This window comes from Parasphingorhabdus cellanae (assembly GCF_017498565.1).
In the GTDB taxonomy this organism is placed as follows: Bacteria; Pseudomonadota; Alphaproteobacteria; order Sphingomonadales; family Sphingomonadaceae; genus Parasphingorhabdus; species Parasphingorhabdus cellanae.
On the sequence record NZ_CP071794.1, the window covers coordinates 37,885 to 52,146 of the forward strand.

Below are 14,262 nucleotides of genomic sequence, written 5' to 3' on the forward strand. Positions count from 1 at the left end.
GATAAAACCGAAAAACGAACTTCTCTTCCTGGCTCTTGGCGGGTCAGCGGAGATAGGCATGAACGTCAATCTATATGGTTGCGATGGCAAATGGGTCATGGTCGACCTCGGTATGACTTTTGCGGATCCAGGCTATCCTGGTATTGACCTGATTTTGCCTGATCTCGAGTTTATTGAGAAACAATCGAAAAATCTGTTGGGTATCGTGCTCACCCACGGCCATGAAGACCATATCGGCGCGATTCCCTATTTTGCTGATGAATTGGATGTTCCGCTTTATGCAACGCCATTTACAGCCGGACTCATAAGACGGAAATTGGAAGAAGCGGGCTTGGAAAATGATGTGGAGCTAAACATCATCCCGAATGAAGGCAGCTTTGACTTAGGACCCTTCGGCTTTCGCTATTTGCCAATTGCGCACAGCATTGCAGAGGGCAATGCGCTGTTGATTGACACGCCTTATGGCAAGATATTTCATACTGGCGACTGGAAGCTGGATGCCGAACCGATGTTGGGCGTACCGTCGACACCCGAGCAGCTCACAGCAGTCGGTGATGAGGGTGTATTGGCAATGGTTTGTGATTCCACCAATGTTTTTAACGATGCGGCATCGGGTTCGGAAGGCGATGTATATCGCAACTTGATACGCGTGGTCGAAGGCCTTGATAACAGGGTATTGGTGACGACATTTGCCTCTAATGCGGCGCGGCTTCAAACGCTGGGTGAAGTCGCGAAACATTCCGGGCGACAGTTATGTGTAGCGGGACGATCGCTTGATCGCATGATCGAAAATTCGCGCGAAAATGGTTATCTGAAAGACTTTCCGCCGACTGTTAGCTTTGATGATGCGATGAATATTCCGCGCGATGAGATCATGATTATCGCAACTGGCGGACAGGGAGAGGCAAGGGCCGCATTGGGACGTATTGCTGGCGATACCCACAAAATTAAATTGACTGAAGGTGATCATGTCTTGTTCTCTTCAAAACAGATACCGGGCAATGAGATCGCGATTGGTCGCATCCAGAATCAACTAGCTGCAAAGGGAGTTGTGATGATCACCGACAGACAAGAGCATATCCATGTATCGGGTCATCCTGGTCGTCCGGAATTGGCAGAAATGTACAAATGGATTCGTCCAGAGATATTGGTGCCAGTCCATGGTGAAATTCGGCACATGAAAGAGCAAGCGCGTTTTGCGGAGGAGCAAGGCGTACCCCAGACAGTCTTCCAGCAAAATGGCGATGTTGTTCGCTTGGCACCAGATGGGCCTAAGATTTTGCGTCAGGAGCGGACGGGGCGGCTTGTTGTCGACGGCGATGTGATCATTCCAGCTGACGGCAAAACGCTCAATGAACGAAGGAAAATTGCCTATAATGGTATGATTTCCGTGGCGATAGGTCTTGATGCCAAAGGCAAAATATCGGGGCAGCCCTCGCTCCGGCTGTCCGGTGTTCCGCTAGAGGAAGACGAGGAAGATTTTCTCGACGAGATTTGCGACAAGATTGCGAAGAATTTCAAAAAGCCGGTTGGTGATATCAACAGGTTTTCGGAAGAGGTTCGTTTGATGGTCCGGCGCAGCGCGACCGAATGGACGGGAAAGAAACCGATTGTGGCGGTGTTGGTGGTAGAGGCCTGAGCTCATGGATTGGACATCAATTCTTGCCATCTACGTGCTGTTTTGGGTGATTTCCGCCTTTATAATATTGCCTTTTGGCATACGCAACCATGCGGAAACAGGTGTTGATATGGTCCAGGGACAAGCCGACGGTGCGCCGGTAAATTTCAGACCGGGCCGCGTGCTGTTGTATACAACGTTGCTGGCAACGCTTGCATTTGTGCTATTCTATTTCAATTATACGAACCAGTGGATTACGGTCGAGGATATCGACTTCTTCGGTAGCATCGAACGTCTGGCTGATTAACTATCGGCTATAACTAGCTACGCAGACGTTCGATTGCCTGCGCCAATGCGACATATAATTTACCGATGTCGGAAGACAGCAGGGTGACGCTCACCGCGCTGCCATCTCGCGTTGCGAGGACGCCTCGAAGCATGGTCTCGAAATCATGGATATAGCGGTTCACATGTTCACGGAATTCAGAATTATTGTCATATTCTGACAATATCTCGCGAACTTCTCCAGCATCCAGCAAACGGACGGCACGGCGTGTAAATATGCCGCGGTCGCCTTTCAGATAAGCGGCCCATTCCGTGTCGGTTACTTCATTGGACAGCAATTTGGTGACATCAATTGCCGTTGAATTAAGCGACTCGGTCAGCGAGGCAACACGGCGGGTGAAATTCTCTTCGCTGCTCTGTTCGGCTTTTTCCTTGGCGAACAGAATCCGTTGTTCCAGCTTGACCGTCATTTCTTCAATAGCATTGAGCTGACTGGTCAGGTGACCCGCCGTTGACTCGGTTGTCGCCACTGCATTGGAGACAGCTTTTTCCAGCTTGGGTGCAATTGATGTAATTTTCTCGTCAATAATCTTGTTGAGAGCTTCTTCGCTGACCCTCTCAAAGGCTTCTGCAGAACTGGATATAGAATTTTCCAGTGCCTCCCGCGAGTGTTCCGATGCCTGTCTTGCCGTTTCTTTAACGCGGAGCAGGGCACTGATCAATTTCTCTCCGGCACTCTCGGCCAAAGCTTCATTTTGATCCCGAACGTCTTGCAGCTCTTTGGCTAGTCCTTCGATTTTCCCGAGAACATTATCAGTCGCGATATTCCCATCGTGGCTCAACTTAGCAAGCTTGGCGCGCTGTTCTTCAATGGCTTCATCAGATTTTTCAATCTTTGCGGTAACCTCATCCGCTACAATGCCGACTTTCGAAGCTTCTTCCGTCATGCGGCCAAAGGAAGCGAAGCTGGTTTCGGTTTTTTCGTTCATCCGCTCAAAGGCTGCTGGCAGCGTTTCATCAAGCTCTCGGGCACTACTATCCAGCGCGACCAGCATCCGCTCTATTCGCTCAATCATGCCGTCAGCGGTGCCATGTCCTTCTTCGATAGAAGCTTTGAGCGCTTCACTATTCTGCTCAAGAGCGGTCATCGCAAAAGCAAGTTTAGCGGTTTTCTCTCCGCTTTCATTGTCCAGCGTTTCGACTTTGGCAGAAATTTCAATTATATTCTGATTAAGTTCTGCAACCAATTTTTTCAGGCGAGCCTCTTCATCATCTGCGGCCTTACCGACTGAGGCCATTGTTTCTTCCAAGGCCGCAAGGTCAGCTCTGATGGCTTGAGAGCTCTCCGATGTCTCTGTCGCTAATTCCGCGCGGGTCTCGTGCAGTGCTTCCATTACTTCCGCCGATGCGTTTTTCAAAACACCAGCGATACGATTGGTCCCGGTTTCAGCCTCAGCCAATTGTGTTGTGAGTTTCTTTTTGATGTCTTCTGCGGTTGTCGCAAGATTATCTAGTGATTCTTCGGAGCGTTGGGTGAGCTCATCCAGACTTTTCTTCGCCGCTGTACCAACATCTCCAACCCGTTTGAGCGTCGTAACCATAGCGGCAATTTCTGCTTGTGCCGAACGGCCCGAATTTCCGATTTGGTTTGTTACGTCTTTGGCGGTGTTTATCACCACAGGCAGATGCTCACGCAGTTGCTCAAGATTTTTAAAAGCTGCTCCGCCAACATCATCCAATTTCTTCATCTTGGACAACCCGTCGCTCAACGCCGTTTTGATATTTCCAGCTGCTTTGTTGAGTTTATCGGAAGACTGGGAGCCCAATGTCTCTAATTCTCTGGTTTCGCCAGCGAGGAATTCCCGTGCCATTGCCAGTTCATTGTTTACAGTCTTAAGACGATATTCCAGCTGTTCCGATTCTGCACGTAACGAAGACGCCACATCGTCGAAGCGTTTCGCTTCCCGGGTGCTGTTGCGCATATAGAGCAAATAGAGGATCGCGAAGGTCGCAATGGGCAGACAGAATTGCGAAAGCAGTTCAATTCCACCCTTCATGGTGGGAATTGTTGTAAATATATCGCGATTGGCCCACGCAAAAAAGCCAGTCCATAATGCTATTGAGAGCCCCAATAAGATAGGTGCGAAGAACTGGCTTTTTGAAGATGGAACGGCGTCGTCATCGCTGTAATGACTCCACTCTTCGTCACTATTTATCTCTTCAACATGTTGTTCCGCATTGATTTCCTCTGCCTTCGTACGATCTTCGTCGCTGCGTTCGAGGGCTTCACTGCCTTCTGTTTCGTCAATTTCGACATGTTCCATATGAGGCTCTGTGCCTTGGTCACGTCTAATTCCGATAATTTTTGATCCTGCTGTCATGAGTCGTATTTACCATTAAAACGCGTCGGGAGAAACCATAAGTTAACCATGGCGCCTTAGAAAAGCCTCATGTCATTTGATTACGGAGCGCTCGACGCGGCATTGGCCGCAGCAGTAGGTGACGATCAGTCGCTTATCGCCGAGCTACGCACAGCCTTTCTGGATAGCGCGAAACGGCAAGTTGATTTGCTGCATAGGGCGCGTTGTGATGCCAATTGGCAATATGCAGCCTGGCGTTTGAAAGGTCTGGCGGCCAGTTTTGGGGCGACGCAGGTTCTTATATTGGCCGAAGAGGCCGCGACAGCTGCGCCAGGTGAACCAACAGTGTTGAGAAGGCTCGAACAAGCTATCGCGGCGATTGAAAATCATCGCGACTAAATGATCCAAATATTTGATGACAGTTTATCGGCAGATATAGCTTTGATGCTATTGCCGTAAATCCTATAAGAAGCCGAGACCGTTTGGTTTGTGATCTAGGATGATTTGTTGAGACTAGGATTAATTTCGTTATCGGCCGAGAGTCCTGCGGGAAATAAGCCTGCGGCCATGCTGCCTCTATTCGACAGCAATATCCTGTCACGGCAAGTGCAATCCGTCCGGCAAATGGGTGCGGAAAAGATTATTTTCTTGAGCCCCACCATGCATAGCGAGCTTCTGCAATATGCGGACAATCTGAAAAATCACGACATCAAAATTGATATCGCCCGCAATGCTCTGGATTTGCAAGACTATGTGTCCCAAGGTGACGATTTGATCTTTCTTGGCGATGGGGTTTTTCCTGATCATTCTATTGAACAGAAAATACAGGACCAATCCGAAGAGCTGATTTACGTCGTTGCTAACGCCGACAATTACGACAATTTTGAGCGGATCGACTTAACTCACCGATGGCTTGGTATCGCACTTCTGAAAAGCGAGCGTTTGGCAGAAATAGCTGATATTCCCGACGATTGGGACATCGGATCGGCATTGCTTCGCACTGCTGTGCAGGCAGAATCGGCGCGCGCGCTTGTTTCTGACACGGATATGCTGGATGATGCTGTATCGCAGTTGCTGAATTCAGAAGCGAGCGACGCTTATGCCAAGAGACAGCTTGGCGCGATAAAGCTGCCCAAACAGAATGTGTTTGACCGGTTCCTGCTTTGGCCCTCGATGCGCAAGCTCATTCCGGTTCTTTGGAAATCGCCCAGTGCAAAAAACTATAGTGGGTTCGCCAGCCTTGGTGCGGCGACAGTTGCTGTAACACTGGGACTATTGGGTTGGCCCGCTGTAGCACTTGGTTTGTTGTTCGCTGGATCTATCGCCCTTGCTCTTCATCATCGAATCTCGATTCTTTCCGCACGCAGCCGCAGAGTTGATCTGCTAAGCTTGTGTTTCCATTTGCTTGCGGCGACCGTCTTGACAGTTGCGGTCGTGAATTTGGCGAGCCCTGAGTCCATGTCCGGCGACATAACCATATTGCTTTTGCTGTTTGGGAATTTGTGGATTATTTTCACGCAGCCGGAAAATAAGCGATTAAACCCGATAATACCTGATACCAGTTTGATACTATTGGTATTATTATTGGCAGCTGCCTTTGGTGTTTTTTCGACCGGGCTCTATTTGGTTACACTATTCTGTCTCGTCTATCTCATACTTGCGCAACGCGGCGGGTCTGCTGAAGATTCGCGACCAGATCCTCTTCAATAGCAGATATTGCTACTTAGCCAGATATTAACCACATTAGCCTAGGGGTAACTCTATGGTGAAGCGAGATTTTTCAATGGATAGGAATCCAAGCGTTGGGCTTGTCCAGCAGGCAACTGAAATAGGCGCTTCCAGCGCGCATATATCTGATGACCTGGCGTCAGCTTTGTTCCCCAAATCCAACGTTATTTTGTCTGATCGGATGTTGTCCAACGGCCGTCAATATCTAAGGGCCATGGTTCAGGAAATCGAGACGGAAATCTGCATGATCGCAGTCAAAGATTTCAGCATGCAGCAGGATATAATTATCGAAATTGGTAATAGCGGCAGAGTTCATAGCTATACGCTGCTTCAAAATGCAGGTTTACTGAATAGTAAAACGCTGCTCGATAATGTGTTTACCTCCATTCAGCGAGCCGAACTGGGTGCTCGTCTGTTACAGAAAATATCGCAAGCCGATCTCGAAGCTGTTTTGACCCGCTATCTTGACGACGAAGATGCATCCATTGCCGATGCTGCAATGGCCTTGCTGGTCACACAAAGCCGAGACAATATTGGATCCGGCTCTCTTCAAGCCCATATCTCAAATCTGTCGGCAGAGACATTATTCGAACTCACATGGCCGATAACTGCTGCGCTGCAAAAATTATCCGGTGATGAGGGGCCAGAACTCAGAAAGGCTGCAGAAAAATTACTTGGCGGGCATGATGAGGGGATTGGAACCCAGAACCGGGCACAGCGCCTAGCACAACTTGTCGATCAAGCAGACGCAAGCGAGCAGAATCTGCATCCCATACATGATGGCCTCGACCTGTTTCTTGCCCGCTTGGCACGGCGATCGGGATTATCGGTTGATCAGTTGATATTGTTTACCGCCGAGCCGAATATGGCGCGACTTGTTTTGACCATGCGTGCCATCAAGCTTTCGCCGGATCACGCGTCATCGATTTTCAGCGCTCTGGACGGCAGCGGGCACGTACTTACCCGCGCTTCTTATAGTGAAATTGAAGAGGCTAAAGCGACAGAGCTAGTTTCCAGTTGGTCGACCAATGCACTCTATCAGGACGCGCAGCAGCGACTAAACGTGCATCTTTCAGGCATGCCCGCGTAATGACGGTTCCGGGCAATCTTGCTGAGCCGGTGCGTGGCCTGTTGGATGCTGATGGCCGGCTGATCTCGGCCGACCCACCTCTGCTTCGCCTGCATTTGCATTGCGGTGGATATGAAGGTGGTCCGCTCGCCGTTCCACAACTTTTGAGCCTTTGCCGGTTGAGCCGCCAGCTCGACATGAATCTGTCGCGCTCGGTGCAGGCCGCTGACGAGGATAATCTGATCAGCATGTGGGTGGAAATCCGGCTTCATCGCGATGAACAAAAGGGTGTCATTTCAATCAACATTGTTGATTGGAAAGAATCACCGGCGCCTTCGACAAACGATGCGGAACCCGGGCGGCGTCGTGACTTTGACCGGTTGAATGGACGAGGATCAATTCGGACCGATGCTTCGCTGCGGATAATGGCCTTGTCGTTGCCCGGCGATTTGGATGCAGTCGAAAATTATATCGGCCATTCTCTTTTGGACGTTCTCGATTTCGTCGAGCCGTCAAAGCAAAGCGTATTGGTTGAGTCCATCTCGGAGCGTCAGCCTGTGCGCGGCCAACATGTGCGCCAGCGCCGGGGCAAAAAATCATATTATGTTCTTTCCGGACAGCCGCTCATCGATAATGAAGGCCTTTTTTCCGGCTATCGTTTTTCGCTGGAACTGGATCAGGACAGGCTAGCAGAGGAAGATACTGATGTTGCGCGAAAAAGCATTGGCCAAGGCGATCTGATTAGCGACTCCCTATTTGGCGCCCAGCTTGGTCCCGCTTTGCGCCAGCCATTGGGGAAGATAATCGCTAATGCCGAGACAATCGGTAGTCGATTGGAAGGCCCATTGCGCGGTGACTATTCCGACTATGCCAAAGATATCGCGTCTGCGGGCCGTCATTTGATGGATCTGGTCAATGATCTGTCGGATCTGGAAGCTATTCAGCGCACCAGTTTCTCGGTCGCTGTTGACGATATCGATCTGGTTGATTTGGCTCATCGAGCTGCAGGTTTGCTTGCAGTCAAAGCGGCCGATCACCAAATCCGAATTGATCTTCCCGATAAAGACCTTGCAATGCCGGTAAAGGGAGAATTTCGGCGTGTTCTGCAAATTTTGGTGAATCTCATTGGCAATGCCATCCGCTATTCACCCGATGGTTCGGTGATAAAATTGCAGGTCGCTGATGAAGGCGATGTTTCGTCGGTAACGGTCCGTGATCAGGGGGACGGCATTGCCGAAGAAAACCATGAACTGATCTTTGAGAAATTTGAAAGGTTAGGGCGATCTGGCGACGGTGGCAGCGGCCTGGGGCTATTCATTTCCCGCCGTCTGGCCAACGCCATGAATGGCCGCCTGACCGTAAGGAGCGCGGTTGGCAAAGGGTCCACATTTAAGCTGAGCCTTCCAACCCGCGAAGTCTAATCACAATAAAAAAGGGAGCGATAAAGCTCCCTTTTTCAAAACATTTGCTACGGAGGTTAGCGCTTGCTGATCTCAACATAGTCGCGGTGGGTCGGTCCCGTATAAAGCTGACGCGGACGTCCGATGCGCTGACCGGGATCAGAAATCATCTCGTTCCACTGCGCAACCCAGCCTACGGTCCGTGCCAGCGCAAACAGGGCGGTGAACATGGATGTTGGGAAACCAATTGCTGAAAGGATGATGCCCGAATAGAAATCGACATTCGGGAACAGTTTCTTCTCTTTAAAATACGGATCATTCAGCGCCATTTCTTCAAGCTGCAGCGCAACATCGAAGACTGGATCAGAAACTTTCAGTGCGTCGAATACTTCCCGAACGGTTTTCTGCATAACCGTCGCGCGCGGGTCGTAGTTTTTGTACACCCGGTGGCCAAATCCCATAAGACGGAATGGATCGTCCTTGTCCTTGGCGCGGGCGATATATTCCGGAATACGGTCTGGATGTCCAATTTCATGGAGCATATTCAATGCCGCTTCGTTAGCGCCGCCATGGGCAGGGCCCCAGAGGCAGGCAATGCCAGCGGCGATGCAGGCGAACGGATTGGCGCCGGAAGAACCAGCAAGCCGAACCGTTGAAGTGGATGCGTTCTGCTCGTGATCGGCATGGAGGATGAAAATCCGATCCATCGCTTTTTCAATGACGGGATTCACCTCATAGGGTTCTGCGGGAACGCCAAAGGTCATTCGCAAGAAATTACCGGTATAGCTCAGGCTGTTATCCGGGTAGAGAAACGGCTGACCAACTGCATATTTATAAGCCATCGCCGCAATGGTCGGCATTTTTGCGATCAACCGGTGGCTGGCAATCATGCGCTGCTGTGGATCATTAATATCTGTGCTATCATGATAGAAAGCGGAGAGCGCGCCAACAACACCGCACATGATCGCCATGGGATGCGCGTCACGGCGAAAGCCCTGATAAAAACCGCGCAATTGATCATGCAACATAGTATGGCGAGTAATCGTGCTAGTAAAATCGGTATATTCGTCGGAAGTTGGCAGTTCTCCGCGCAGCAGCAAATGCGCCACTTCCATAAAGCTACTGTGCTCGGCAAGCTGTTCGATTGGATAGCCGCGGTGCAGCAATATGCCTTCGCCGCCATCAATAAAAGTCAACTCAGATTCACAGCTCGCGGTAGAGGTGAAGCCAGGATCATAAGTGAACGCGCCGGTTTGTGCATAGAGCTTCCGGATATCAACAACATCCGGTCCTTCGGTTCCCTTCATCATCGCGAATTCGTGATTTTCGCCGTTGATATTAAATCCTGCGCTATTGTTGCCCACAATATTGTCCTTTCTGACCCTGAAACTTCAGGTTACTTTATCTGATCTGCAAGACGATCCAATGACTCTTCCTTGCCCAAGAGTATCAGCACGTCAAAAATTCCGGGTGAACTGGTACTTCCCGTCAGAGCGGCCCGCATAGGTTGTGCGAGCTTCCCTAACCCCAATTCGGCGGCCTCTGCTATGGCTTTTACTCTGTCCTCTGTTGCCTCGATCGTCCAATCTTCAAGGTCGGCCAAGGTCGAGTGAATCGATTCAAGCAGCTGCCGTGCGTCAGCATCTAGCAGAGATTGTGCCTTCTCGTCGAGGTCAAGTGGTCGTTTTTTATAGAGAAAAAGGCTATTATTAGCCAATTCGATAAGATTCTTTGCGCGGCTTTTTAAAACCGGCATGGCTTGAGCCAATAAATTGGAGTCAGCAGGTGATAATTTAGAACCAAGCTCTTCCTCAATCCATGGCGTGGTCAGGGTAACAAGAGCGCTATCATCGGCTTCTCGAATATATTGTCCGTTCAAATTTTGAAGTTTTTTGGCATCAAAGCGCGACGGCGATTTTCCAACGCCGGAAAGCCCAAACCACTCTATCGCCTGAGCGCGCGAAATAATTTCGTCATCACCATGGCCCCAACCCAAACGGAGCAAGTAATTGAACATGGCGTCGGCCATGATGCCGATATCGCGATAAGCCTCGACGCCCAATGCGCCATGCCGTTTGGAAAGTTTGGCGCCGTCATTACCGTGGATTAGGGGGATATGCGCATAGGTCGGTTCTCTCCAACCCATAGCGCGGATCATAGCAAGCTGTCGGAACGCGTTGTTGAGATGATCATCCCCGCGGATCAGATGGGTCACGCCCATATCATGATCGTCGACCACAACCGCTAGCATATAAGTAGGTGTTCCGTCTGAACGCAGCAGGATAAAGTCATCAATCTCACTATTTTGAACAGACACCTCTCCTTGAACGGCATCTTCGATTGCCAATTTGCCACCGGTTTCGGTTTTAAGACGGACAACATAAGGCGCGCCCTCTGGCGCTTCAGACGGATCACGATCACGCCAGCGACCGTCATAACGCATCGGCTTTTTCTCGGCTTTCTGCTGCTCGCGCATGGCGGTCAGTTCTTCCGGTGTAGCAAAACATTTATAGGCATTGCCGGATGCAAGCAGCTCATGCGCAACTTCCGCATGACGCGTCGCGCGTTCGGATTGAAAGACGGTTTCGTCGTCCCAATCCAGCCCCAACCATTCCAGCCCTTCTGAAATGGCATCAATCGCTTCCTGGGTTGAACGGGCCTTGTCGGTATCTTCGATCCGCAGCAGCGCTTTCCCGCCATGATGTCTTGCAAATAGCCAGTTGAACATCGCGGTGCGCGCACCACCAATATGCAAAAAGCCCGTCGGAGAGGGGGCAAAACGTGTAACGACTGTGTCGGTTTCTTTAAGAGTCACGCTTGATTTCATCCTGTGTTAGGCAAATGCGATGCAGAGTGGTTTTGATCTCGATAGCTCTGACGTAGCGCATGAAAAATTAAAAAGGGTCACCATTACTGGTGTTGTTGGCAAGGCCCTTAGCATGCTGTTTCGCGCCCGACAATTGCCTGAATATGTTAGAAATTCGCAAATTTTTGGGCAGCTTGAAATATGCTTGGAAAAAGAACGCGATCAGCTACCGCTTTGGGTGCCGGTTGGCCTTAGCACGGGAATCGCGAGCTGGTTTTTGATGGCCGATTCTCATTTATGGATTGCATTTATCGCTTTCTGCCTGGGCTTGGCTGTTTTTGTCAAATTGATGGGGCAGGGGACGCGCATCGGCTCAGCCATTTTCTGGTTTCTCTTATTTCTTGGCGCCGGCTGTGCGATCATGTGGATACGATCAGTGTCCGTTGCGGCCCCAGTTTTGGAACGTCCAACCGTAGCGACTTTCTATGGTGAGATCGAAAAGACCGAAATCGTGAGCGCGCGTGATATCTTTCGCCTGACCCTCGATACGCATGAGAAACAAGGTTTGCCTCCGCGCGTGCGGTTGAATGTACCGATTGACAAAGCAACGGACGATTTGAAGGCGGGTGCTGTTGTCCAACTACGCGCCCGGCTTATGCCACCGGCCATGGCGTCCTTGCCGGGTGCTTATGATTTTTCTCGCCGTGCCTGGTTCATGGGACTGGGTGCTACGGGCCAAGCACTTGGAGATATAAAGGTCATCGAGCCCGCAAAACCGAAGTGGGGACCTATGGCTTTACTACCAGATTATCGCCAGAGGCTTTCCAATCATGTCCAGTCTCAGATGGACGGTGGGGCAGGAGCCATTGGGGCAACGCTTGCGACTGGCGATCGCGGGGCCATTAGTGACGAAGATGCTGAGGCAATGCGCCGCAGCGGGCTGGCGCATCTTCTGTCGATCAGCGGGTTGCATGTGACCGCGATTGTCGGCGCGGTTTATCTACTGGTGATGCGGGTATTGGCCTTGTTCCCGGCATTGGCCTTGCGCTTTCGATTGCCGCTGATCGCTGCCAGTTGCGCGGCGGCAGCAGCGCTGGCCTATACATTGCTAACGGGCGCACAAGTCCCAACGATAAGGGCTTGCATTGCGGCATTGCTTATACTGACCGCGCTCATCATCGGTCGGAGCGCCATCACTCTTCGGATGGTGGCTGCTGGCGCATTGCTGGTCCTGATCATCTGGCCTGAATCTTTAGTGGGCCCCAGCTTTCAACTTAGTTTTGCGGCCGTTACGGCGATTATCGCACTCCATACCCACCCAAGGATTCAGTCTCTTTTTTCTCGAAGAGATGAAGCTGTTTTGAAGCGTTTTGGCAGAGCGATACTGGCTCTGTTTTTGACGGGACTTGTTGTGGAATTGGCACTGATGCCGATTGCGCTCTTCCATTTTCACAAGGCTGGAATTTACGGCGCTTTAGCGAATATCATTGCAATTCCGCTCACTACATTTTTCATCATGCCACTCGAAGCCCTGGCATTGTTGCTCGATATCGTGGGTCTGGGCGCACCCGTCTGGTGGGTTTGTGAAAAAGCGCTCAACGGTCTTCTGGTTCTGGCTCATTATGTGTCCGGCAGCCCAGGATCGGTAACGATGTTACCAACCATGCCACTGGCGGCTTTCGGGTTGCTGATATTTGGCGGATTGTGGTTGGCGTTGTGGACTCAGCGTTGGCGGGCATGGGGACTGTTGCCGGTATGTTGCGGGACGCTGATCATACTGACAGACCGTCCGCCAGATATCTATATCACTAGCGATGGGCGACATGTTGGTATCCGCAATCAATCAGGAGAACTGGCAATGTTGCGGACCAGCAAAGGCGGTTTTGCATATGATATGCTTTTGGAAAATGCCGGTATTGATGGCGATGCCATAGCACTGGAGAACTGGCCCAATGCTCAATGCAATGTCGATAGTTGTACGGTGATCGTTGAAGCGTCTGATAGAAACTGGACTATGGTGACGACGCGCAGCTCTTATTATATTCCGGCTCTGGCGCTATCTGCCGCCTGCAGCCGAGCCGATATCGTCGTCAGTGAAAGGCGCTTGCCCGCCAGTTGTCAGCCGCGCTGGTTCAAGGCGGACCGCACGCTTTTGCAGCAAGTTGGTGGCATGACGATCGACCTTGAAAGCCAACAGGTGAAAACCACGTTGAGCGACACTGGGCGTCAAGCATGGACGCGTTTCAGCGATCCCGAAAAAAGGCCGAATGCAGAGAAAGCCGGCAAAAACCTAATTATAACGCCGCAATAATCCTGCCATTTTGCCCTGTATACGTACTTCGCCGGCACCAAATATTTGTGGTTCATAGGCTGGGTTAGCAGGATCAAGGCGAACCTGACCGCTGTCTTTAAACAGATATTTGAGCGTGGCTTCCTCATCATGGACGAGTGCAACTACAATTTCGCCATTGCGTGCGGTTTCGGTACGCTGAATGAGCGCGTAATCACCGTCTAAAATGCCCGCATCGATCATCGAATCACCGGATACTTCCAGTGCATAATGTTCACCCGATCCCAAAAGGGCCGCCGGCACGCTGAGCGCAGATTGTCCTTCTAGCGCCTCAATCGGCACACCAGCGGCGATCTTACCGTGAAGCGGGATTTCAATCACATCATTGGACGCCACCGGAATCTCTTTCATCGGAGCAGAGCGAACCGCGTCAGGCATGATATTGACGACATTGGACGGTGCCGGTTTCAAATTACCGCCTTCGGGAAGTTTAGTAACCTCCAGAGCCCGTGCGCGATTGGGTAGCCGCCGCAGGAAGCCGCGCTCTTCCAAAGCGCTGATCAATCGATGGACACCCGATTTGGATTTCAATCCCAATGCGTCTTTCATCTCTTCAAAAGACGGGGATACACCAGATTCCTCCAAGCTATTATGGATGAAACACAGCAGTTCATGTTGTTTGGGCGTGAGCATATTTCATGTCCTT

11 protein-coding genes are annotated in these 14,262 nt (G+C 50.9%); 7 read left to right on the plus strand and 4 right to left on the minus strand.

Translation table 11 applies throughout. The annotated features are described in order from the left end of the window. Position 1: 1 nt before the first annotated feature. Both J4G78_RS00205 and J4G78_RS00210 read left to right on the plus strand, forming a co-directional pair. Positions 2–1,639, plus strand: coding sequence for a ribonuclease J (locus J4G78_RS00205; protein ID WP_207990282.1), 1,638 nt, complete (start codon positions 2–4; stop codon positions 1,637–1,639). A gap of 4 nt (positions 1,640–1,643) precedes the next feature. Next, positions 1,644–1,925 carry a DUF1467 family protein gene (locus tag J4G78_RS00210; RefSeq protein ID WP_207987895.1) on the plus strand — a complete coding sequence of 94 codons (282 nt, stop codon included), beginning with the start codon at positions 1,644–1,646 and terminating at the stop codon, positions 1,923–1,925. Between the two features lie 13 nt (positions 1,926–1,938). Here J4G78_RS00210 and J4G78_RS00215 read toward each other — a convergent pair whose 3' ends face one another. Continuing rightward, the gene (locus tag J4G78_RS00215) at positions 1,939–4,227 is read right to left on the minus strand and encodes a coiled-coil domain-containing protein (protein WP_207987896.1); all 2,289 of its coding nucleotides are present in this window, start codon (positions 4,225–4,227) and stop codon (positions 1,939–1,941) included. 126 nt (positions 4,228–4,353) lie between these two features. Between J4G78_RS00215 and J4G78_RS00220 the strand changes: the two genes are divergently transcribed. From J4G78_RS00220 to J4G78_RS00235, 4 genes are all read left to right on the plus strand, one after another. Continuing rightward, the gene (locus J4G78_RS00220) at positions 4,354–4,662 is read left to right on the plus strand and encodes an Hpt domain-containing protein (RefSeq protein ID WP_207987897.1); all 309 of its coding nucleotides are present in this window, start codon (positions 4,354–4,356) and stop codon (positions 4,660–4,662) included. A 108-nt stretch (positions 4,663–4,770) separates the two neighbouring features. Further along, entirely contained in the window at positions 4,771–5,973 is a 1,203-nt protein-coding gene (locus J4G78_RS00225) for a hypothetical protein (RefSeq protein WP_207987898.1), read from the plus strand. 73 nt (positions 5,974–6,046) lie between these two features. Beyond that, positions 6,047–7,081: a hypothetical protein gene (locus J4G78_RS00230; protein ID WP_207987899.1), complete on the plus strand. Its 1,035-nt coding sequence runs from the start codon at positions 6,047–6,049 to the stop codon at positions 7,079–7,081. Continuing rightward, entirely contained in the window at positions 7,081–8,481 is a 1,401-nt protein-coding gene (locus J4G78_RS00235; RefSeq protein ID WP_207987900.1) for a sensor histidine kinase, read from the plus strand. Before J4G78_RS00230 ends, J4G78_RS00235 begins: the two co-directional genes overlap by 1 nt. A 56-nt stretch (positions 8,482–8,537) precedes the next feature. Here J4G78_RS00235 and J4G78_RS00240 read toward each other — a convergent pair whose 3' ends face one another. Further along, the gene (locus J4G78_RS00240) at positions 8,538–9,797 is read right to left on the minus strand and encodes a citrate synthase (RefSeq protein WP_375140376.1); all 1,260 of its coding nucleotides are present in this window, start codon (positions 9,795–9,797) and stop codon (positions 8,538–8,540) included. 59 nt (positions 9,798–9,856) lie between these two features. Beyond that, positions 9,857–11,287, minus strand: a complete 1,431-nt coding sequence (gene gltX, locus J4G78_RS00245) for a glutamate--tRNA ligase (protein WP_207987902.1) — start codon at positions 11,285–11,287, stop codon at positions 9,857–9,859. Between the two features lie 19 nt (positions 11,288–11,306). On the opposite strand from gltX, the gene J4G78_RS00250 reads away from it, so the two are divergent. Next, positions 11,307–13,577, plus strand: a complete 2,271-nt coding sequence (locus J4G78_RS00250; RefSeq protein WP_207987903.1) for a ComEC/Rec2 family competence protein — start codon at positions 11,307–11,309, stop codon at positions 13,575–13,577. Here J4G78_RS00250 and lexA read toward each other — a convergent pair. After that, the gene (lexA, locus tag J4G78_RS00255; RefSeq protein WP_207987904.1) at positions 13,557–14,249 is read right to left on the minus strand and encodes a transcriptional repressor LexA; all 693 of its coding nucleotides are present in this window, start codon (positions 14,247–14,249) and stop codon (positions 13,557–13,559) included. The genes J4G78_RS00250 and lexA overlap by 21 nt on opposite strands. Positions 14,250–14,262: the final 13 nt, after the last annotated feature.